This is a genomic window from Nocardia sp. N2S4-5 (assembly GCF_044628355.1).
Taxonomy (GTDB): domain Bacteria; phylum Actinomycetota; class Actinomycetes; order Mycobacteriales; family Mycobacteriaceae; genus Nocardia; species Nocardia wallacei_B.
In genome coordinates, this window is record NZ_JBIUPM010000001.1 from 6,344,088 (window position 1) to 6,364,106 (window position 20,019).

General features: G+C 70.0%; 20 protein-coding genes. 8 read left to right on the top strand and 12 right to left on the bottom strand.

The window, feature by feature from the left end:
* Positions 1–2 precede the first annotated feature (2 nt).
* Entirely contained in the window at positions 3–1,856 is a 1,854-nt protein-coding gene (locus ACFMRZ_RS29265; RefSeq protein WP_400181539.1) for a VWA domain-containing protein, read from the bottom strand.
* 178 nt (positions 1,857–2,034) lie between these two features.
* On the opposite strand from ACFMRZ_RS29265, the gene ACFMRZ_RS29270 reads away from it, so the two are divergent.
* On the top strand, positions 2,035–2,559 hold the full coding sequence (locus ACFMRZ_RS29270; RefSeq protein WP_280277057.1) for a hypothetical protein: 525 nt from the start codon (positions 2,035–2,037) through the stop codon (positions 2,557–2,559).
* A gap of 143 nt (positions 2,560–2,702) precedes the next feature.
* A complete protein-coding gene (locus ACFMRZ_RS29275; protein ID WP_400181540.1) occupies positions 2,703–3,641 on the top strand; it encodes a M48 family metalloprotease in 939 nt (312 codons plus the stop codon).
* A 21-nt stretch (positions 3,642–3,662) separates the two neighbouring features.
* Here the strand turns inward: ACFMRZ_RS29275 and ACFMRZ_RS29280 are convergent, their stop codons facing one another.
* Positions 3,663–4,208, bottom strand: coding sequence for an SLATT domain-containing protein (locus ACFMRZ_RS29280; protein WP_400181541.1), 546 nt, complete (start codon positions 4,206–4,208; stop codon positions 3,663–3,665).
* 146 nt (positions 4,209–4,354) lie between these two features.
* On the opposite strand from ACFMRZ_RS29280, the gene ACFMRZ_RS29285 reads away from it, so the two are divergent.
* On the top strand, positions 4,355–4,738 hold the full coding sequence (locus tag ACFMRZ_RS29285; RefSeq protein WP_280277054.1) for a hypothetical protein: 384 nt from the start codon (positions 4,355–4,357) through the stop codon (positions 4,736–4,738).
* A gap of 78 nt (positions 4,739–4,816) precedes the next feature.
* Complete coding sequence (locus ACFMRZ_RS29290) at positions 4,817–5,626, top strand: RES domain-containing protein (RefSeq protein WP_280364499.1); 810 nt, start codon at positions 4,817–4,819, stop codon at positions 5,624–5,626.
* Positions 5,627–5,633: 7 nt separating this feature from the next.
* On the opposite strand, the gene ACFMRZ_RS29295 is transcribed toward ACFMRZ_RS29290, so the two are convergent.
* Positions 5,634–6,548, bottom strand: coding sequence for a universal stress protein (locus ACFMRZ_RS29295; RefSeq protein ID WP_400181542.1), 915 nt, complete (start codon positions 6,546–6,548; stop codon positions 5,634–5,636).
* Between the two features lie 33 nt (positions 6,549–6,581).
* On the bottom strand, positions 6,582–7,967 hold the full coding sequence (locus ACFMRZ_RS29300) for an FAD-dependent oxidoreductase (RefSeq protein ID WP_400181543.1): 1,386 nt from the start codon (positions 7,965–7,967) through the stop codon (positions 6,582–6,584).
* Positions 7,968–8,041: 74 nt separating this feature from the next.
* On the opposite strand from ACFMRZ_RS29300, the gene ACFMRZ_RS29305 reads away from it, so the two are divergent.
* Positions 8,042–9,145, top strand: a complete 1,104-nt coding sequence (locus ACFMRZ_RS29305) for a TIGR03857 family LLM class F420-dependent oxidoreductase (protein ID WP_400181544.1) — start codon at positions 8,042–8,044, stop codon at positions 9,143–9,145.
* A gap of 2 nt (positions 9,146–9,147) precedes the next feature.
* Entirely contained in the window at positions 9,148–10,203 is a 1,056-nt protein-coding gene (locus tag ACFMRZ_RS29310; protein ID WP_400181545.1) for a phosphotransferase, read from the top strand.
* A gap of 11 nt (positions 10,204–10,214) precedes the next feature.
* On the opposite strand, the gene ACFMRZ_RS29315 is transcribed toward ACFMRZ_RS29310, so the two are convergent.
* Positions 10,215–10,817 (bottom strand): helix-turn-helix domain-containing protein, encoded by a 603-nt coding sequence (locus ACFMRZ_RS29315; RefSeq protein WP_280277048.1) that lies wholly within the window; start codon positions 10,815–10,817, stop codon positions 10,215–10,217.
* A 133-nt stretch (positions 10,818–10,950) separates the two neighbouring features.
* On the opposite strand from ACFMRZ_RS29315, the gene ACFMRZ_RS29320 reads away from it, so the two are divergent.
* Both ACFMRZ_RS29320 and ACFMRZ_RS29325 read left to right on the top strand, forming a co-directional pair.
* Positions 10,951–12,327, top strand: a complete 1,377-nt coding sequence (locus ACFMRZ_RS29320; protein WP_400181546.1) for a flavin-containing monooxygenase — start codon at positions 10,951–10,953, stop codon at positions 12,325–12,327.
* Positions 12,324–13,244 (top strand): alpha/beta hydrolase, encoded by a 921-nt coding sequence (locus ACFMRZ_RS29325; protein WP_400181547.1) that lies wholly within the window; start codon positions 12,324–12,326, stop codon positions 13,242–13,244. Before ACFMRZ_RS29320 ends, ACFMRZ_RS29325 begins: the two co-directional genes overlap by 4 nt.
* Before the next feature lie 10 nt (positions 13,245–13,254).
* Here the strand turns inward: ACFMRZ_RS29325 and ACFMRZ_RS29330 are convergent, their stop codons facing one another.
* Genes ACFMRZ_RS29330 through ACFMRZ_RS29360 form a run of 7 tightly spaced genes read right to left on the bottom strand, consistent with a single transcriptional unit; the run spans position 13,255 to position 20,017 of the window.
* Positions 13,255–13,851: a hypothetical protein gene (locus tag ACFMRZ_RS29330; protein ID WP_280277045.1), complete on the bottom strand. Its 597-nt coding sequence runs from the start codon at positions 13,849–13,851 to the stop codon at positions 13,255–13,257.
* 9 nt (positions 13,852–13,860) lie between these two features.
* The gene (locus ACFMRZ_RS29335) at positions 13,861–14,817 is read right to left on the bottom strand and encodes an MlaD family protein (protein WP_400181548.1); all 957 of its coding nucleotides are present in this window, start codon (positions 14,815–14,817) and stop codon (positions 13,861–13,863) included.
* Positions 14,814–15,845 carry an MlaD family protein gene (locus ACFMRZ_RS29340; protein ID WP_400181549.1) on the bottom strand — a complete coding sequence of 344 codons (1,032 nt, stop codon included), beginning with the start codon at positions 15,843–15,845 and terminating at the stop codon, positions 14,814–14,816. Before ACFMRZ_RS29340 ends, ACFMRZ_RS29335 begins: the two co-directional genes overlap by 4 nt.
* A complete protein-coding gene (locus tag ACFMRZ_RS29345; protein WP_400181550.1) occupies positions 15,842–16,945 on the bottom strand; it encodes an MlaD family protein in 1,104 nt (367 codons plus the stop codon). Before ACFMRZ_RS29345 ends, ACFMRZ_RS29340 begins: the two co-directional genes overlap by 4 nt.
* Complete coding sequence (locus tag ACFMRZ_RS29350; protein WP_400181551.1) at positions 16,945–17,982, bottom strand: MlaD family protein; 1,038 nt, start codon at positions 17,980–17,982, stop codon at positions 16,945–16,947. The genes ACFMRZ_RS29345 and ACFMRZ_RS29350 overlap by 1 nt, the downstream gene beginning before the upstream one ends.
* Positions 17,970–18,974: an MlaD family protein gene (locus ACFMRZ_RS29355; protein ID WP_400181552.1), complete on the bottom strand. Its 1,005-nt coding sequence runs from the start codon at positions 18,972–18,974 to the stop codon at positions 17,970–17,972. Before ACFMRZ_RS29355 ends, ACFMRZ_RS29350 begins: the two co-directional genes overlap by 13 nt.
* The gene (locus ACFMRZ_RS29360) at positions 18,971–20,017 is read right to left on the bottom strand and encodes an MlaD family protein (RefSeq protein ID WP_400181553.1); all 1,047 of its coding nucleotides are present in this window, start codon (positions 20,015–20,017) and stop codon (positions 18,971–18,973) included. Before ACFMRZ_RS29360 ends, ACFMRZ_RS29355 begins: the two co-directional genes overlap by 4 nt.
* Positions 20,018–20,019 lie beyond the last annotated feature (2 nt).

Genomic DNA, 20,019 nt, shown 5'->3' on the forward strand with positions numbered 1-20,019 from the left:
GCTCAGGACCGGCGGGTGCGCCTCCGCAGCAGCACCGCGACAAGCGCGCCCGCGACGACGACGCCGCCGAGCGCCGCGGCCAGGATCCACACCAGCGGCATTGCGTCGTCGGATGCCGTGAGCGGTGCGGCGCTGTCGCCGGGCGCGCGGTCCTCGGAGCCGAAGGTCTCCTGCTGCGCGGCGCCGCCGTAGGACGGTCCCGGCTCCCGCTCGCCGGTGACGTTCAGCTCCAGCCGGATCGGGACCGGACCGGCCTTGCCCTCGTCGTGGATCGGCGGGCCCACCGCGACCGCGATGTAATACCAGCCGGCGAGGGCCTGATCCCGGAGCTTGTTGTCGTTCGCCGTGCGATTGGCATAGCGCACCGGCGCCGTCGCGAGCGCCGGTCTACCGGTCGGGAGGACATTCTCCGCGCCGCCGTAGGAGGTGGTGTCCGAGGCGATTTCCTTGCGGTACGGGGCATACAGGGTGGTATTGATATTCGAGATGTATTCGACGCCGTGCCCCTGCGTGGCGGCGTAGCGCACGCGGTACGCCAGGCCTTGACCCCACTCCAATTTCACACGGTAGAAAACGAATTCGCCGCGCTGCAAGGTATCGGAATAGCTGCCGGAACCCGCCAGCGGGGCCGCCACGTTGAACGAGCCGCCACCCGTCACCGGGACGGCCGTCCCGCCCGGGTCGTGGAATGCGATTTCCGTCGCCGCGGCCGCGGGCCCGGCGTCCGAAACCGGCGGCTCCACACCGACATTCATCTCCAGTGGCAGCGTTTCGGGCGCGTTGTCCGCGACGTGCGCCCATTCCAGGCTGAAGTAGTAGCGGCCGCCGCCCGTGCAATTGCGCTTGCCGCCCGTCGCCGTTTCGGTCGCGCCTTTCCACACCTCGGCCACGGTCAGCGTCACGCCGTCGGAGGAGCGGGTGGCCAACTCGTTCTCGTAGACGTGGCAGTCCTGCCCTTCGGCGCCGTAGACGCGCAGATCGAGGCGGTTGTTGGACAACGCCCCCTCGCCCCCGCGCGGGAACGACACGGTGCCGCTGAAATAGGCGGTGGCGCCCTGCGGCACATCGACCGCGTAGTAGCGCGGCGTCTTCCGGCCGATGGTGTCGAGATACTGTCCGGGCACGGCCGCCGGTGCGTCGCGATAGGTGGGCGTGCCCGTGATGCGCGCGCCCGCCGGTGCGTAGTTGCGCAGGGCCGCGGCGCTGACGCGAGGCAGCACCTGTTCGAGGATCTTGCCGTCGGCCGCGTCGGTGTAGGTGCCGCCAGTGGTCTGCGCAATGCAGGCGAGCTGCGCCCGCGCGGCCTCGTCGACACCGAAACCGATGGCGTGCACGACGATTCGCGTGCCCTGGCGGCTCAGCTCGCGGGCGACCTCGCACGGATCCGGCGGCGCGCAGGTGTCGATGCCGTCGGAGACCAGCACGATCGACCGCGGTCCCGAGGCGGGCAGGGCCTGCGCGGCCGCGCGGAGGGAGACGCCGATGGGGGTGTACCCGCTCGGGACGATCCGATCGACCGCCTCGATCAGCGCCGGTTTGTCGATGGTCTCCGGCGCGCGCAGCACCCGCACATCGCGGCAGCCCGCGGCCTGCTCGGCGGCCGAGGAACCGGTCGCCGTGCCGTACACCGACAGCCCGACCTTCGACGCCGCGGGCGCCGCGGTGACGAAGCCGCGCACCGCGTCCTTGGCGGCATCCATCTTCGTGCCGCCGCCGGGGTCTGCGGCCAGCATCGATCCGGACGCGTCGAGCACCAGCATGGTCGGCGCGTAGTCGGGCTGCTGTGCCGTCGCCGGTGCGGCCGCGGGAAGTAGGCCGATCAGCCCCGCGGTGGTTAGTCCGACGATTTTCGCCACTCGCGACACGATGACCGAACTCCGTTCCACTGCTGCCGTGTTTGTCGCGTATGTCGCGAAACGGCGTTGCCGGACTCTACTGCATTCGCCGGCGAGACAACCACGCGCAACCCGTCGATATGGCTAGGATCGCAATACTTTCCGAACGGGAGTTTTTCCAGACTAGGGAGTTTCGACGATGAAACGTATGGTTTCGGCCGCCGCGGTCGCCGCATTTCTCGGTGCGGGAGTCGCCGTCGCCGCGCCCGCCATGGCCGATGGCGGCGAGCCGTGTCAGCTCGGATGGTCGAATGTCGGGCCGCGTACCTGCGCGAAAACCGACTTCCAGCTCAGCCCGGTGTTCACCCTCGGAAACGGTGTGTGCGCGGGTCTGATGAACGCCGGCGGCACCGCCTTCGACGGCCCGCTCTACCAGTATTCCGAGGCGCCCGGCGCCGAGCATTCGGTGGTACTGCGTATTACCCAGGGCTTCTCGCCGGTGGGGGAATGGGGACCGCAGTTGCTGGCCTGCGACGTGACGGCGATTCTCGACTGGCGCAATCTCGACTCCGGTGCGGCGGGCAGCGTGAGCCGTTTCGTCCCGGCCGGGCAGCGCCTGACCGCGGCCATCCTGGTGGCGGACACCGGTCCGGGCCGGGTTCAGCTCACCCTCCGGACCGACAAGCCGAATATCCCGGCCTCGGCCGAGGTCTTCGTGCCGTAAGTCTCGGCCCCGACGCTTATCGCCCATGGCGACAGCGTCCTGTTCGGCTACCGTGACCGACGACCGGCGGCGCCCCGCGCCGTCGGTTCCGGTCGCCGCCCACCCCAGGGCGCGCGGCCGAGGGCACGGGATCAGGGGGAGAGATGTCCGCGACATCCGATGACCGCTTCCGAAATGCGCTGTCGCGGTGGGTAACCGCCGTACTCGCGGTCCCGACGGTGGCGTTGAGTGCGCTGCTGGTGTTCGTCGTCGAGCGGTGCGCCGGGCTGTGGGTGGCGGCCGTGCTCGGCGGAATCTGGGTGTTCGCGGGCGTCGTACTGTTCGACGCGGCGTGGTTCACCCCGAACCGGCAGTCGTGGGCCGCCTTCTACGGATTCCGCAAGGCGATCGGGCGGGAGTCGGAAATCCTCACTGCCGCATGGGAAAACGTGACCCGCGCACCGGGCCTGGACGGCTGGCCGTATTCGCTGTGGGTGCAGCAGTCCGCGTCGCTGAACGCCTATGCCGCACCGACCCGGATCGTCGCCGTGACCAGCTGGGCGATCGTGACGCTGCGCCCGCGCCGGCTGGAAGCCGTTCTCGCCCATGAACTCGGCCATCATGTCGCCGGCGACCAGCGTCTGCGATTGCTCGCCGCCTGGAGCGCGATTCCGGGCACCGTGGTGAAACGCCTTGCGGCCGCGGCGGGTCGACCGTTCGGTGCGCTGGGGCGCGCCGCGATCGTGATCAGATTCGTGCTCGCCCTGGGATTACTGGCGGCGCTGTATTTCGTCCTGGCCGATACCACGGGCCGGCCGGTCGCCCTCTCGCTGTGCGCGCTGTTCGCCGTCGAGCCGCTCACCGCCGCGGCGCGGTCCCGCCGCGCGGAATTCGCCGCCGACCGATTCGCCGCGGATCTCGGGTACGGTCGCGACCTCGCGGTGGCCCTGCGCCGATGGCAACGGGACTACTCGCCGCCGACCGGCCTGCTCGCCGTGCGGTTGCGCTGGTACGGCGGTCATCCGCCGATCGCCGATCGGTTGCGCGCGTTGCGAACCCAGCATGGTCACGGCGATTCCGGTCGCAGTGGCCCGCCCGACTGACATCGACCCGAGCGCCGCCCGTTACGACGCGTCCCCGGGGTCCTCGCCCCGTTCGCGAACAGATGATTGCGTGCGGCGCAGCGATGTCCACGCCTCGAGGTCCTCCTCGAGGATCTCGTTCAGTTCCCGCATGGTCTCGCGGGCCAGCAGGTCGCGGTCCTCGCCGGACGCCTGCCGCAGTTCGGTGGTGCGGAGCAGGGTTTGCAGCTGGCCCAGGATCACGCTGCGCTGCACCCACATCTCGCGATGCCGGTACAGGCCGTCCCACGCGGTGATGACGCCGATCGAGGCGGCCAGGCCGGTGCTGAACAGGCCGAGCCACGGCGCGTCGGCCACGGCGATGGCGGTGCCGAGCACGGCGATGAGGCCGTTGGCCACGGCCGTCCACACCACGACGTGCTTGGCGCGGGTCTTCACCACGAACCGCGATCGCTCGTACTCGTCGCGGAAAAGGTGCAGGTAGTGCAGGCTGACGCCGAGCGGATCGGCGTCCGCCGGGGGTGACTGGGGGCTGTGCAGGCCGGTGGAGTGCGCCGGTGTCTGCTCGCTGCGGAGCCATCGCCACATGGAAAACAGCCGTTCGACGAGGGGATGTGCGGAATTCAGCGGGCGTTACGGTAGCACAGTGGTTGCATTGAGGTGGCATTCTGGTTAGGCTGACCGGGTCGGCTCCAATGGATCCGTTCTTCGGTGCAGCGGAAGTGGTGACAGTCATGGCAGTCCTCAACGGAGCGATCACCAGTCACGTGGAGACGGCCCGGCTGCGGCCGTCCGAGCTGGCCCGGCAGTTGGTGCAGCACCTCGGTCCCACCATGGTGGCGCTGGTCGCCGGCGTGCGCGACCGCAAGCTGCCGCACAAGTGGGCTCATGCCGACGGACCCCGCCCGCGTGACGCGGCGCTGGCGCGGCTGCAGGTCGCGCACCGCTGTTGGATCCTGCTCGCCACCTCCGAGAGTGAGGATGTGGCCCGGTCCTGGTTCATCGGCGCCAATCCACGGCTGGGCGAGGAGTCGCCGGCGGTGGCCATCCGTGAGGGTCGTTTTCCCGAAGTGATCGCTGCCGCAGTCGCTTTCGTCGATGGCTCCGGCGACAACTGAATAGCCCCGAGATCCTCCCCTCCACTAAGCTCTACTCTCGCATGCGGATCCGAGCCGGCGGTGTGAGGGGAATTCTTCGTGTCTATCAGGGATGTCAGGCGCTCCAGTGCCCGGCGGACCTGTTCGAAAACCGGCCTGGTGCTCGTCCCGTCGGCCAGCCGCGAGGTGTACCGGCTGGCGAAACCGTCCTACGGCCCGCTCAATCCGCTGCTGCGCGGGCTGGCCGGTGAGAGTTCCCCGGCGGCCTGGAATCGGTACGACGTGGCGGGGCAGCAGACGGTCTATGCCGCCGATACCGAGGAGGGCGCCTACGGCGAACTGCTCGCACCGCTCAAGCCGCGGCTGCCCGTCGCCGCGTCGACCTACTTCGACGATGTCGGTCCCGATGCCGAATTGGACTCCCTGATCAGGGAGGAATGGGAGAACGCCGGTTTCCGCGCGCCGCGCGAGATCGATCTGACGTGGCTGACCGAATACCGGCTGTACCGAATCACGTTGCCCACCATGGGATGGTTCATCGATGTCGAGGCCGCGTCGAGCCTGTCGGCGATCGCCAAGTACCCGCCGCCGAGTCTGATCGAGCGCGGCGTCACGGAGGTCACCGTCGCCGAATTGCGCGGCAGCGACCGCGCTCTCACCACGGCGATAGCCACCCGGCTGTGGCCGATCACCCTCGACGACGACAGCCTGGCGCACGGCATCATGTATGGCTCCCGGCACGGCAGCGAATGGAGCTGCTGGGCGATCTGGTTGCGCCGCACCAGAAGTGGCCGCGCGACCAAGGGGCTCATTCCCGCCGCCGATCCCGGCGTCGAGGTACTGCCGCCCGCTGTCAATCCGCCCTTGGAGGCGATCCTGACCACCTACGACCTGACGGGTACCTGGTAGCCCGGCCTCAGCGCTGGTGCACGACCATGACCGGGCAGTGCGACTGCTGGACCAGCGTCTGGCTGGTCGAGCCGAGTAGCAGGCCGCGGAATCCGCCGCGCCCGCGACTGCCGACCACCAGCAGCTGCGCCGAGCGCGACCACCCGATCAGGCGATCTCGCGGGCCGGACAGATAGACCTTGCGGACGATCACGACGTCCGGATACTGCTCCTGACACCGGCCCAACTGCTCCTGGAGGGTGCGTTGCGCCTCGGCCTCGGTCATCGGGTCGAGTTCCGGCGGGGCGCCCGGCAGCCCGCCGACGGGAAGATCGCTCCAGGTGTGCACGGCCACCAGCGGCACGCCCAGGGCGGCGGCCTCGGCGAAGGCGACCCGTGTCGCCGCCTGCCCGGCCGGATTCCCGTCCACGCCGACCACCACCGGCCGCGCGGACATGTCCGGGTCCTCTTCGTCGGTGCCGCGCACGACCACGATCGCGCCGTGCCCGTGCGCGACGACTGCCATGAGCGTGGAACCCAGCCGGGTCAGCGCGCCGCCGGTGCCGGAGACGCCGAGCACCACCAGATGGGCCGACCCGGACCGCTCGATCAGGAACCGGGCCGGGCCCAGATCGGAGACTTCGGTGTCGATATCCAGTTCCGGGGCGGTCTCGCGGGCCAGGGCGACCGCGCCGGCCACGCACTCGTCGGCCTTGCGCCGCAGCTTCTCGAGGGCGTCGGAGGCGCCGATCCGATCCGATCCCAGGAGCAGCCCGGCCGTCGTGAGGCCGAGTCCGTGCAGGATGCGCAGCGGTCGTCCACGCTCGGCGGCGGTCCGGGCCGCCCACCGGACGGCGCTGTCGGACGCTCTGGAACCGTCCACCCCGACCACGATGTCTCCGGGTGGCCGGGGATCCGCCGCGGGGTTCGTGCCGTGCGTCATGAGCATCCCTCCCTGTGATTGCCAGAAGTATGCTCACGGTATCGGAATTGCGTCCTTCCGCACCGCGGACACGGCCTTGCGGGCGGCCACCAGCACCGGATCCCAGACCGGGGAGAACGGCGGGGCGTAGCCGAGATCGAGGGCGGTCATCTGTTCGACGGTCATCCGGGCGGTCAGGGCCACGGCGGCGATATTGATGCGTTTGCCCGCGCCTTCCCGGCCCACGATCTGCACGCCGAGCAACCGGCCGGTGCGCCGCTCCGCGAGCATCTTCACCGTCATGGGCGCGGCGCCCGGGAAATACCCTGCGCGGCTGGTGGATTCGATGACCACGGTGACGTACTGCAGCCCGACCGCGCGAGCGTCCTTCTCGCGCAGGCCGGTACGCGCGACCTCCAGATCGCAGACCTTGCTGACGGCGGTGCCGACCACGCCGGGGAAGATGGCGTAGTCGCCGCCGACACCCGCGCCGATGACCTGGCCGTGCTTGTTGGCGTGGGTGCCGAGCGGGATGTGCCGCTGCGAGCCGGACACCAGATCCAGTACCTCCACGCAATCGCCACCGGCCCAGATGTTCTCGTGCCCACGTACGCGCATCGCCAGGTCGGTCAGCAGCCCGCCGGATGCGCCCAGCGGCAGCCCCGCGGCGCGGGCCAGTTCGGTGGCGGGGCGGACGCCGAGGCCGAGTACCACGACGTCCGCCGGATATTCGGCGTCGTCGGCGGCGACCGCGCGGACCCGGCCCTGCGCGTCGGTGTGGATGGCGGTCACCTCCGTGTCGTCGACGACGTGAATCCCCAGGCCCTGCATGGCTTTCCGGATCAGGACGCCCATGTCGGGGTCGAGGGTGGACATGGGCTCGGCGCCGCGGTTGAGCATCGTCACCTGGTAGCCGCGGTTGATCAGCGCCTCCGACATCTCGACGCCGATGTACCCGGCGCCCACCACCACCGCGCGGCGGCCCCGGGTGGAGTCGAGCGTGTCGATGAGGGCCTGGCCGTCGTCGAGCGTCTGCACGCCGTGCACCCCGGCGGCGTCGATGCCGGGCAGCGGCGGCCGGATCGGGCTCGCGCCGGTGGCGAGCACGAGTTTGTCGAAGTCCGTCCAGGTTTCGGCGCCGGTCTCGAGGTCGTGTGTACGGACCCGGCGACCGGGCACGTCGATCTCGCGCACCTCGGTCCGCAGCCGCAGGTCGATCTCGCGGGCCCGGTGCTCCTCGGGCGTGCGGGCGATCAGGTCGTCGCGGTCGTCCACGTCGCCGCCGACCCAGTAGGGGATACCGCACGCCGAGTAGGAGGTGAAGTGCCCGCGCTCGAACACCACGATGTCCAACTCGCTCGCCGTCCGCAGCCTGCGGGCCTGCGACGCCGCCGACATCCCGGCCGCGTCCGCGCCGACGATCACCACACGTTCGCTCATGCGGGTCACGTTACGCAGTAGACAATTTTTCGAATCTGTATACCGAGTCCCGGGGCTCGTTCTAGATTTGGGGCATGATCGATCCCGGGCCCGAGTTGCTCACCGAGCTGGGGTATTACACGCTGTCGCGGCATCCGGTGCGGCCCGCCGAACTCGTCGCGGAGGCGGCCGAGGCGGAGCGGATCGGGCTGGGGGCGGCGTTCGTCTCCGAGCGATTCAATGTCAAGGACGCCGCCGTGCTGTCGGGGGCGCTCGCCGTGGCCGCGCCCCGGCTCGGGGTCGCCACCGCCGCGACCAATCACCACACCCGCCATCCGCTGGTGACGGCCACGATGGGGGCGACGCTCGCCGAGCTGTCCGGCGGCCGGTTCGCGTTGGGGCTGGGGCGGGGGATCGCCGCTCAGTGGCAGGTGCTCGGCCTGCCCACGGTGACCGGGGCGCAGCTGGCCGAATTCGCGGACCTGCTGCGCCGCCTGTGGCGCGGCGAGACGGTGATCGGGCACGACGGCCTGATCGGCGCGTACCCGGCGCTGCATCTCGGTGTCACCCTGGCTACGCCGCCGCCGATCCTGTTGGCCACCATGGGTTCTCGTACGCTCGCTCTCGCCGGTCGGATCGCCGACGCGGTGGTCCTGCACACATTTCTCGGCGACGAGGCGACCGCGGCGGCGGTCGGCGCCGTGCGCGCGGCGGCCGAACGCGCGGGGCGCGATCCGGCGTCGGTGCGGATCTGGGCGGTGCTGGCGACCGTCGACGAGCAGCACGCCGAGATGGAACGGCTGCGCCGCCTGTACGGTCGGCTGGCCACCTACCTGCAGGGCTACCCGGACGCTCTGATGCGCGCGAACCGTTGGCGGGCAAGCGATCTCGACCGTGTCCGGGCGAGTGCCGCGTTCTCCGGGGCGCGCGGCGCGATCGACGCCACCGCGACACCGGCCGAACTGCGCGAACTGGCCGCGGTGATACCGGACGCCTGGGTGCGCGACTGCGCCACCGGATCCGCCGCCGACTGCGCCGCGGCCGTGACCCGGCAGTTCACCCTCGGCGTCGACTCGGTCATCCTGCACGGCGCCACGCCCGCCGAACTCGCTCCGGTGGTGGCCGCCTACCGGGCCGTCCGCCCGGCCGATCGCCGTCCGCCCGTGAACCCCGGCGCCACCGCCGCAGCAGTGAGGTGACCATGTCGCTCGATATCCCCACCAGCGCAACCGAACTCACCCCGAAGTGGCTGACCGCGCTGCTGCGGTCGCACGGCCACGACGTGACCGTCGAGGGTGTCGCGTCGACACCGGTGGGTTCCGGCCAGATGGCGGGCAGCTACCGGCTGGCGCTGCGCTACCGCGACGCTACCGCGCTGCCGTCCACGATGGTCGCCAAGCTCGCCACCGGTTCGGCGGATCAGCGCAGTTTCGGCAGCGGCGCGTTCCGCAACGAGGTGCGGTTCTACCGCAACCTCGCCGCCACGGTGCGGGTACCGCTGCCGCGCTGCTACGGCTCGGTGCTGTCGGACTCGGGCGCCGAATTCGTGCTGCTGCTCGATGATCTCGCGCCCGCCACGCAGGGCGATCAGATCGCCGGTTGCGGCGTCGACCAGGCGCGGACCATCGCCGTCGCGGCGGCGGGCCTGCACGGACCGCGCTGGTGCGACGACACCCTGTTCGCCGAGCCGGGCCTGGCGCTGCCGACGCAAGCGGATCGCGAACTGATGGATTCGGTGCTCGCCCCGATGACCGACGCCTTCCGGGACCGCTTCGCCGACCGGTTGAGCACGCTGGAACTGGCCGCCCTCGACTGGCTCGTGGCGACGGCCGGGGACTGGCTGGTCACCCCGGTGCGGCACTTCGCGCTACTGCACGGCGATCTGCGCGTGGACAATGTGATGTTCGGGCCCGACGGGTCGGTGACGTTCATCGACTGGCAGGCCATCACACCCGGACAACCGTTGCGCGACATCGGCTTTCTGCTCGCCACCAGCCTGCCCGTCGCGGACCGCCGCGCGCACGAACGCGCGATCGTCGGCGACTACCACGCCGCGCTGCTGCGGCACGGCGTCACGGACTACTCCCTCGAACAGTGCTGGCACGACTACACCACCGAGCTGATCCAGGCCCCGCTGATCATCGTCTTCGGTTGCGGCGCGGCGCAATCCACCGAACGCGGGGACCGGATGTTCCACACCATGCTGACCCGCAGCGCCGCCGCGATCGACGATCTGGCCCCCGGCGGGCTGCGCTGACCGGTCGGCGGTCAGCGTCCGGGATCGGTTCGCAGCGCGGGCATCACGAAGCGGCGCACCTGGCGCAGCACGGCGGCGGGGTCGTCCGCGTCGACCGTCTCGCCGGGCATGGTGCCCAGGCTGATCAGCACCCGCGCCACCCACTCCGACACCTCGCGGGGATCGTGATCGCGATGGATCTCGCCCCGGCGGACCGCCGCTTCGACATAGGGCAGCCAGAACGCCCCGAGATCCGGGACCAGCCCCGACACCCCCGCGCCGGCGCACGCGGCGAATTCCTCCGGCTCGGTGACGCGCAGCCGCAGGGGCAGGGCGCCCGGATCCTCGTAGGCGTGGCGGCCGATGCGCACCCCCGCCACGAGCTGTTCGGTGAAGGTCTCGAAGGTGTCGAGCTGGGCGCGCGCGTCGTTCCAGAACGAGTCGCTCAGCCGGACGATCGCCGCGCCCAGCAGCGCCGACTTGTCCGGGAAGTGCCGGTACAGCCAGGCCCGCGACACCCCCGCTTCCTCGGCGACCTCGATGACGGTGGTGGCGCGAATCCCCTTGCGCGCCAGCAACGTCTGGGCGGCGTCGAGCAGCCGGTCCACCACCTGCGTAGTCGGTGCCTCGGTCACACGCCCCGCTCTCCCTCGAAGGTCCATCGCCACCGGTTCCGCGAAAACCATAGCAACCTATGGACAGATCTGAGATTCTGTCCATCAGTAGACATAATTCTCAAACTGTCTACACCCTCGGAAGGGACCGACGATGTATCTACCGCGGACGGCCGTCATCGGCGCCGGCATCAGCGGGCTGACGGCCGGCAAGATGCTCGCCGACTACGGCGTGCCCTACGTCTGCTTCGAATCGTCCGACCGGGTCGGCGGCAACTGGGCGTTCGGCAATCCGAACGGCCACAGCAGCGCCTACCGGTCGCTGCACATCGACACCTCCAAGCATCAGTTGTCGTTCCGGGACTTCCCGATGCCTGCGGATTATCCGGACTTCCCGCACCACACGCAGATCAAGCGGTATCTCGACGACTATTGCGCCGCTTTCGATCTCGCGGCGGCGATCGAGTTCCGCAACGGCGTCACCGCGGCGCGGCGGCTGCCCGGGGGCGGCTGGGAACTCGAGACCGAGCGCGGCGAGTCGCGCCGGTTCGATCTGCTGGTGGTGGCCAACGGGCACCACTGGGATCCGCGCTACCCCGACTTCCCGGGCGAGTTCACCGGCGAGACGCTGCACGCGCACCACTACATCGATCCCCGCACCCCGCTGGACTTCCGGGACCAGCGAATCCTGGTGGTGGGCCTGGGTAACAGCGCGGCCGACATCGCGGTGGAGCTGTCGTCGAAGGCGCTGGGCAACCGGCTCACGCTGTCGACCCGTTCGGGCGCCTGGATCGTGCCGAAGTACATCGCCGGGCGCCCGGCCGACAAGTATTTCCGCACCTTCCCGTATATCCCTGCGTCGTGGCAGCGCAAGGTGGTCCAGTGGGGCCAGCCGCTGACGGCGGGAAGGCCGGAGAACTACGGCCTGCCGACGCCCAATCACAAGTTCTTCGAGGCGCATCCGACCCAATCGGTGGAACTGCCGTTGCGGCTGGGTTCCGGCGACGTGCTGCCCAAACCGGATATCGCCCGGCTCGACGGCCGCACCGTACATTTCCGGGACGGCAGCAGCGACGACTTCGATGTGATCATCTACGCCACCGGCTACAACATCACGTTCCCGTTCTTCGATCCCGAGTTCATCAGCGCCCCGGGCAACCGGATCGACCTGTACAAGCGAATGTTCCTGCCGGGCCTCGAGGATCTGGTGTTCGCCGGATTCGCGCAGGCGACGCCGACACTGTTCCCGTTCGTGGAATGCCAGGCCCGGCTCGTCGGCGCCTACGCGGTCGGCCGCTACCGGCTGCCCGCCGAGGCCGAGATGCGCCGGGTGATCGTGACCGACCAGCAGCGCTACACCGGGCACATGCTCGACCGCCCGCGGCACACCCAGCAGGTGGACTACTTCCTCTACGAGCACGACATGCGCGTGCGCGAGCTACCGGAAGGGGCCCGCCGGGCCGCGAGCGCGGGCCCGCCGCGCTGGTCGCGGGTGGGGGAGCGGCCGATCGGGCAGGAGGTGGTCCGATGACCGCGGACCATCGGCGCGTTCGTTTCGACTCGCACGGAACCGACTGCGACGCTTGGTTTTTCGATCCGGGCGCGGGCGGGCCGCTGGAACGGTCCGGGCGCTGCCCCGTCGTGGTGATGGCGCACGGTTTCGGCGGCACCAAGGATTCCGGGCTGATGCCGTTCGCGGACGCGCTGCGCGAGCTGGGACTGGCCGTCTTCGCCTTCGACTACCGGGGTTTCGGCGCATCCGGCGGACAGCCGCGGCAGCGGGTGTCGATGGCGGCGCAACTGGCGGACTACCGCGCCGCGATCGAGGCGGCCGGGCGGCAACCGGGCGTGGACCCCGGGCGCGTGGTGCTGTGGGGTGTGTCGATGTCGGGCGGCCACGCGCTGACCCTGGCCGCGGACCGGTCCGACGTGTGCGCGGTCATCGCGATGGTCCCGTTGGTCTCTGGACCCGCTGCCGGGGTGCTGGCTTGGAAAGAGCTGGGAGCCAAGGCGATTGCCGGGTCCACGGTCACCGCCGTGCGCAGCGCGCTGTCCGCCCGGCTGGGCCGCGAGCCCGTGACCATGCCACTGGTCGGCAACCCCGGGGACCGCGCCGCGCTGACCGCCGACGGCTACCGGGAGAGTTATCTCGCCCTGGCGGGACCGACCTGGCGCAACGAGGTGGACGCCGCGGTCGCCCTGGAACTCGGCGGCTATCGGGTCGGCAGGCACGCCGGTCGCATCACGGCCCCCGTGCTGGTGCAGATCGCCGATTTCGATCGAGTGGCGCCGCCGCACGCCGCGGCGAAGGTGGCGTTCAAGGCGCGCGCGGAGGTCCGGCACTATCCCGGCGACCACTTCGATCTCTTTCCGGACCGGCCGTGCTTCGCCGCGGCGGTCGAGCACCAGACCCGTTTCCTCCGAAGGCATCTCGCCGATACCCGATGAGGACGCGCCCCTACTTCGTCGGTAGCGCGTTCTGCAGGCCGCCGACGTCGGTGATCTTCCAGCCGTCGTTGCGGTCGATGGTGAGCGAGTAGGTGACGGTGGTCTGCGCGCCGTCGGGCGTCTGCGCGCTGGTCGAATTCACGTTGAGGTAGGCGTTGACCTTGTAGATGCCGCCCGATTCGGAGGTCACGGCCGCCGACAGCGGCGTCGCCTTCGAGGTCCATTGCAGCGGCAGCAGGATCTGCTCCAATTGCGGTGCGGTGGCGTCGAATTTGGCGGAGAGCTGCGGTGTGGTCCCGGCCTGCAACCGCGTGATCCAGCCCTTGACGTCGTGGAAGTCGATGGTGGACGCGCCGACCGCGTAGTCGGTGGCGATCTGCTCGGCGCGGCGGTCGTCGGCGGCGCGGGCGTCGCGGTCGGCGAGGGTGGACCGCGCCGACCAGTAGAGTCCCGCGAACACCACCGTGGCGATGAGGAGCCCGGCGATCGCCGCGGTGAGCAGCACCGTCGACAGCCGGATCGAGAGCGTGCGTGGTTGCGGCGCGGACGGTTCGGGCCGGTCCTCCGGCGTGGTGCGGGTGGTGTCTTCGTCTGTTGCTGTGGTCATGCTCTGTCCCTATTTGACGTTGATTCGGAAACGTACCGTCCCGTCGGTGTCGACGCTGGAGAGCGCCTGATCGATCAAGGTGCTGATATTGATGTGTGGTGTGCGGTGGACCGCGTCGGCGACCACGGGCTGCAGGACCGGACCCAGCGGGGCGATGCTCGGGCCGATCTTGTTCAGCAGCGCGGTGGTGTTGTCGAGGAAGGGCACCACCCCGTCGCCGGTGAAGTACACCGAGGTCGGCCGGGCATCGACCAGCCCCGACCCCTGTTCGACGATCCGGTTCAGGTAGCGGCCGAACTCGCCGAATTCGGGACCGGCCGCGGCGAGCGAGGGCCCGAGCCAGTCGATGTCGCCGCCCATCGCCTGGATATCGCTGAACAGCCGGCGGATGGTGGGTGTGCGGCTGAGCAGGGTGGTGGCCAGCAGCGTGGTCGACCGTTGCAGGGTCTGCATCGTGGTATCCGTGCCGGACAGCGCGCGGCCGAAGGTGTCGACCAGGCGGCCCATCACCTCCGGATGAATCTGGTTCATGAGTTCGACCAGCCGCGACGACAGCGCCGTGATCGTCATCGGCGTGCGGATCCGGTCGGTCGGCACGGTCTGGCCGTTCTCCAGGTACGGTCCGCCGCCGTCGGCCGGCTCGAATTCGATATAGGGCTCGCCGAGTGCCGACAACTGTTCGATGACGACATCGCTGGCGACCGGAATCCGGTATCGGTCATCGATCTCGAGCCGCACGAGCACACCGGTGGCCTGTTTGCGCACCTCCTTCGTGAGGCCGACCTGCACGCCGCGCAGCAGTACCGGGGCATTCGGCCCGAGCCCGCCCGAATCGGCGAGCCGCATCTCGGCCGTGATGTGCGAGCGACGCGGATCCAGGTGCAGCACACCGACCGTCATATAGGTGATGCCGAGGATCAGCACCGCCGCGATCGCCGAAAGTGACACGGCCGCACGGATATTCATCGCACCACTCCGATCATGCGGAGGCTGTCGACGATGCGGCCGGTCTGCTCCTGCGGGTTCAGTTCCACCAGGTCGACCTTCGGTCCGTGGTCGGCGAACGGAATGATCTTGGTGTTGATCAGGTCGAGCAGCTTTTTCATGTTCGACGGCGAACCGGTGTCGAAGGGGTGGTTGCCGAACAGCATGGGCACCACGGCGCGGGCGGTGCCGTCGACCGACTGCAGCAGCGGGCCCAGCCAGGCGGAGGCGGGCCCGATCGGGCCCAGCGCGGTCAGCACGAGAATGACGCCGATCTGGGCATTCACCGACGCGGTGGTCTGCTCGACGCCGTAGGGGGTGAGCAGTTCGTCGAAATACGGTGTGTTGGCGGCCAATCCGTCGGTCACGGTGGCCTGCAGGCCGTCCAGGACATGGTCGACGGAGTCGAGGTCGGCTCCCAGGCCGGTGAGGTCGGCGCCGAGCGTGGCCGCGATCCGGGTGGTGTCGCGGGGGTCCTTCGGGAGGATGCCGTTCATCTTGCGGACGATGTCCTGCACATCGGTGACGGCGCCGCTGCCGACGAAGGTGGACAGTCCGGCCAGGATGTCCTCGATGGGCGGTGACTGGGTGGTGTCGGCGAGCGGGATGGTCGCGCCCGGTCGCAGCCGGTCCGCCGCGGGTGCGGCGGGTTCGGTGAGGGCGATGTGCACGTCGCCGAGCGGAGTCTCCTGGCGCAGTTCGGCAGTGGTGCCGATCGGCAGCCGCACCGAGTCGCGGATGTCGACGTCGGCGACCACGTACCCCTTGCTCCGGGACGGGTCCGGGTCCACGACGGTGACTCCGCGCAGCTGCCCCACCCGGACACCATCGGCGATGACCTTGGCGCCCTGCGGAAGATTGAGCACATCGGCGAACTCGATGCGCAGACGGTAGGTCGGGCCGTCGACGCCGACCCCCGGCACCGGGACGTCGGCGGGCTGGACATCGCAGCCCGCGGCGGCCAGCACCACCGCGAGACCGAACGCCGCCCGGGCGACCAGGCGCCTCATCGCGCACTCACCCCCGCAAGCAGCGCGGGCAGGGCGGGCACGGCGACCGTGCCGTTCTCCGTTGCGGCACAACGCTGTCCGGTGACGGCCTGTACGGCGGTACAGACCCGATCGGCATCGTGTTGCGGCAGAGCGAGTTTCGGCGGCGCGTAGCCGATCGTCAGGCGGCCGCTGACCGGGTCCACGGCACCGGCGAAGCCCGTGGCGACGGCCGGGGTCATGCGGATGAGATCGGTGAGGGAGCCGACCCCGGCCGCGAGCAGCTGGGGCAGACCGGGAGTGGCGTCGAGCGCGCGCACCGCCGGGGTACCGAACATCATGAACACGTCGTTGAGCTGCGGGAGCACGTCGGCGAGGGCCGCGACGATCTCCACGACCGGCGGGAACGCGAGGACGTTGATGTCGTTGAAGGCCTGCGGCAGCCGAATCACCGTGTCCTTCACCTGTGCCCAGCCGCCGACGGCGCGGTGCGCGAGTTCGCTGAGGGCGTCGAGCAACTGCCCGATGTGCCCGATGGCCGCGTCGGGCGCGGCGAGCGCCTTGCCGAGCTGCTGGATGACGGCGTTGAGTTGATCCCCGGTGCCCGCGGTCGCGCGATCGACCGCGTCGAGTCCGGCGCCGAACGCGTTGTGCTGCGCGGGATCTCCCGCGCCGTTGAGTTTGTCGGCGAGCCCGGCGAGGGCGTCGAAGGTTTCCGAAAGGCTCTTGGGCGTCAGGGTTCTGGTGATGCAGGCGCCGGGATCCCAGCCCGGCCCGGCGGGTTCGGCGCCGATGAGCGCCAGATTCCGGTCGGCGATCAGGTTCTCGCTCACGGTCACCGCCCCGACATCGGGCGGGAGCTTGCGGTCGGATCGCACGGTGAACCCGACGCGGGTCCGGGCGCCGTCGGGCCGGATATCGGTGACCTCGCCGACCTGCACGCCCATGACGGTGACGGCGCTGCCCTCGTACAGGCCGATGCTGTCGGGCAGCTCCGCGCAGTAGGCGCGCGAGCCGGGGCCGGATCGGGTCAGTTGCAGAGCCGCCGCGGCCGCCGCGACGAGGACGATCACCACCGCCGCCGACATCAGCCCCCGCGAGCCGAGAATCTTCGCGAGCATCAACAACCTCCGCCCGGAACGGGAACGCAGACGGCCGGCAGCGCGATCGTCGCCGCGGACTGGTCGACGGTTACGCCGCCGCCACCGGGCAGCAGGGGCAGCAGCCGCTGCTCCAGATCGCGCACGGCATCGAGCAGTGTGCCCAGGCGGGCGCCGAGTTCCTGGAGCTTCGGGATCGCCTCGTCGGCGAGTGGCTGGGCCCGCTCCTTCAGCTTCGTGTCCCACGCGCGGCCCAAGGGGGACAGGCCGTGCAGGACCGTCCCCAGGTCGTCCAGCGCCTCCGAGATCTCCGTCTTGTTGTTGCGGATGACATCCTCCATGCCCGCCAGCGCGGTGATCAGGCGCACCAGCACGTCGGCGTTCTCGCGCAGGGCCGTCAGATATTCGTCGGCCAGCGCGAGCGTGCGCGAGATGTCGGCGTTCTGCCGGTCCATGATCCCGGTCAGGTCACCGACCGCCCGGAGCGCCGCGCGGAAGGAATCCGGGCCGCCGTCGACCGCGGTGGACAGCGAGGAGAGTGTCTCGCGGAGCACGTTGCCGTCGATGTCCCGGACCGGTTGCACGGCATCCTGGAAGACCTGAGTGAGGTTGTACGGCAGCGTGACTCGTTCCCGCGGGATGATCGCCGAGCCCAGCGGCCGGGTGCCCGCGGGCTGCACGGCGAGGTAGTAGCCGCCGACCACGGTCAGCATGCGGATGCCGAGCGCGGTCTGGTCCCCGACGAAGACCTTGTCGTCGACCGTGAACTTCATCCGGACCCGATCCGGCAGCAGCGTCAGCGATTTCACCTTGCCGACCGGAATCCCCGCGACCCGCACGTCGTCGCCGGTCCGGATCGAACCGGCCTGCGCCAGATCGGCGGAATACTCCCGCTCGGGGGTGGTGCCGGTGACGTAGACCGCGCCGATCGCGATGATCAGCAGCACTGCCGCGACCAAACCCGCTATGCCCCAGCGTAGTTCGGTGCCGCGCGGATCAACGGCCCGGCCCTTGCCCCGGAGCGCCGCGCGCAGGGAAGCGAAACTCACCTGTTGCATAGCGTGATCCTCTGTCCGGAGATGAGCAGTTGCAGCGGCTCGGGCGCCGCGGCGGTGCCGCGCGAACAGGTGAGCGCGGCGTCGGGGCCGCTGGGCGGGACCGCCGCCGCCATCGTCTGGAGCAGGCCGGGCAGCCGCCCGAACACCACCGCGGCCTCGTGCGGATCGGGAATCGCGTTCTGCAACAAGGCATCCAGGTCCTGACCGCGGTCACCGCTCACGCCCAGGGTGGCCAGCGTGCTCCGGAGCGGTTTCAAGATCGGCGGGATGGTGCGGGAGAACTGGACCAGTCCCGGGAGCTTGTCGGTGATGTTGACGAACAGGTTGGTCAGATTCGCCATCAGCTCCATGGTGTTTCCCGACTTGCCGCCGAGGTGATCGGAGATGGTGGCGAGGTTCGACACCAGCGTCGACACCACCGCCTGGCGGTCCGAGACGTGACGGCTCAGCTTGTCGACGGCGTCCAGCGCCGGGCCCAGGCCCGTGCCGTCGCCCTGGATGACCGCGAGCATGCTGGTCGCGAATTGATTGATCTCGACGGGGGACAGCTCGGCCAGCACCGGCTGCAAGCCCTTGAACAGGGTGGTGATGTCGAAAGCCGGGATGGTGTCGGCGATCTCGAAGACGGTCTTCGGATCGCGGTGGCGCTCGGGTCGTTCGGGCTGCTGGATGTCCAGATAGCGGAAGCCGGTGAGGTTTTGATATCGGATGGCGACCTTGCCGCCGTCGAACAGCGGATGATCGCGGGTCACGGTGAAGTGCACGCGAGCGAGCGCTCCGGCCAGCTCGACATCGCGGACCTTGCCGACCTGGACGCCGTAGAGGCGCACGTCGTCGCCGGTGCGGAGGCCGTTGGCGTCGGTGAACATCGCCGTGTAGGTGTCGGTGTCGCCCCGGACCGGCCGTTCGATCACCCGTAGCACCCCGATCAGCACCACGATCGTGAGCGCCGCGGCCACGGCGAGGCGGAGCAGCAGGGATCGGCTCGTCATCGCTGCCCTCCGCCGAGCGTCGCCGACAGCGGCGCGGAAAGCCCTGGTATGGAATCGAATTCGACGCCGGCGTGCAGTACCGGGCCCGTGGGCGAATCGTGGAACGCCGTGTCGAGCCGGTCGAGCAGTTCGCTCAGCTGTCCCGCGGAACGGTCCGGTGTGCTGACCGACGCGGACAGCCGGTCGAGAATCAGCGGGGCGATGGGCAGCAACTCACCGAAGTATCCCCGGGCGGTGCTGAGCGTTCGAGTCGCCGCGGGCAGCAACAGGTTCTGCACGTTGGTCCACAGGTTGCCGTACCGGGTCAGGTTGTCCGGATTCGCGAGGTAGGCGTTGGTCAGGTCGCCGTAGAGCAGGGTGATCGCGCCGGTCAGCATGGGCGGCAGGCCGGTCAGCACCGAGCCGTACCGGTCGAACAGCAGCGACGCCGGCAACTGCCGCGTCTCGGTGTACGAACGGATCGTCGTGCCCATCGCCTGCAGCAGTGGGGTGAAGGCCGTGAGGTCCTGTGAGGTCTTGTGCAGCAGTTCGGACAGCTGCGGGGTGAGGACGTCGTTGGTGAGCTGTCCGGTCGAGCGCAGCAGCGCCGAGAGCGTGGCGTCCTGCACGCGGTCGGCGTTGCGGCCGGTCAGGTCGACCGTGGACCCGTCGGCCAGGATCGCCCCGCCGCCGCGCGAATGTAGTTGCACCGCACTGATTCCGAAGAGATTGCCGGGTGCGTAGTCGACGGTCAGCGTGTCGGACAGGCCGAACAGCTGCGACCGCAGCAGCCCCAATTCGACGCGCTGGCGACCCGGCGCCGCGGTGTCGATCGAGGTGACCGACCCGATCCGCACGCCGTCGAGCCGGACATCGGTGCCCGGTTCGATGCCCTCGCCGACGTGGCCGGTGAGCAGTGCGACCCGGATCTCGTCGGCCGGCCGGCGATCCGGCTGCACGCGCCAGCCGATGAGGAGGGCCAGCGCCAGCAGCACGGCGCAGGCGCCGAGGATGCGGGCGCGGCGCGGTCCGACCTCGGTGCCGGGCAGGATGTAGGGAGGCATGC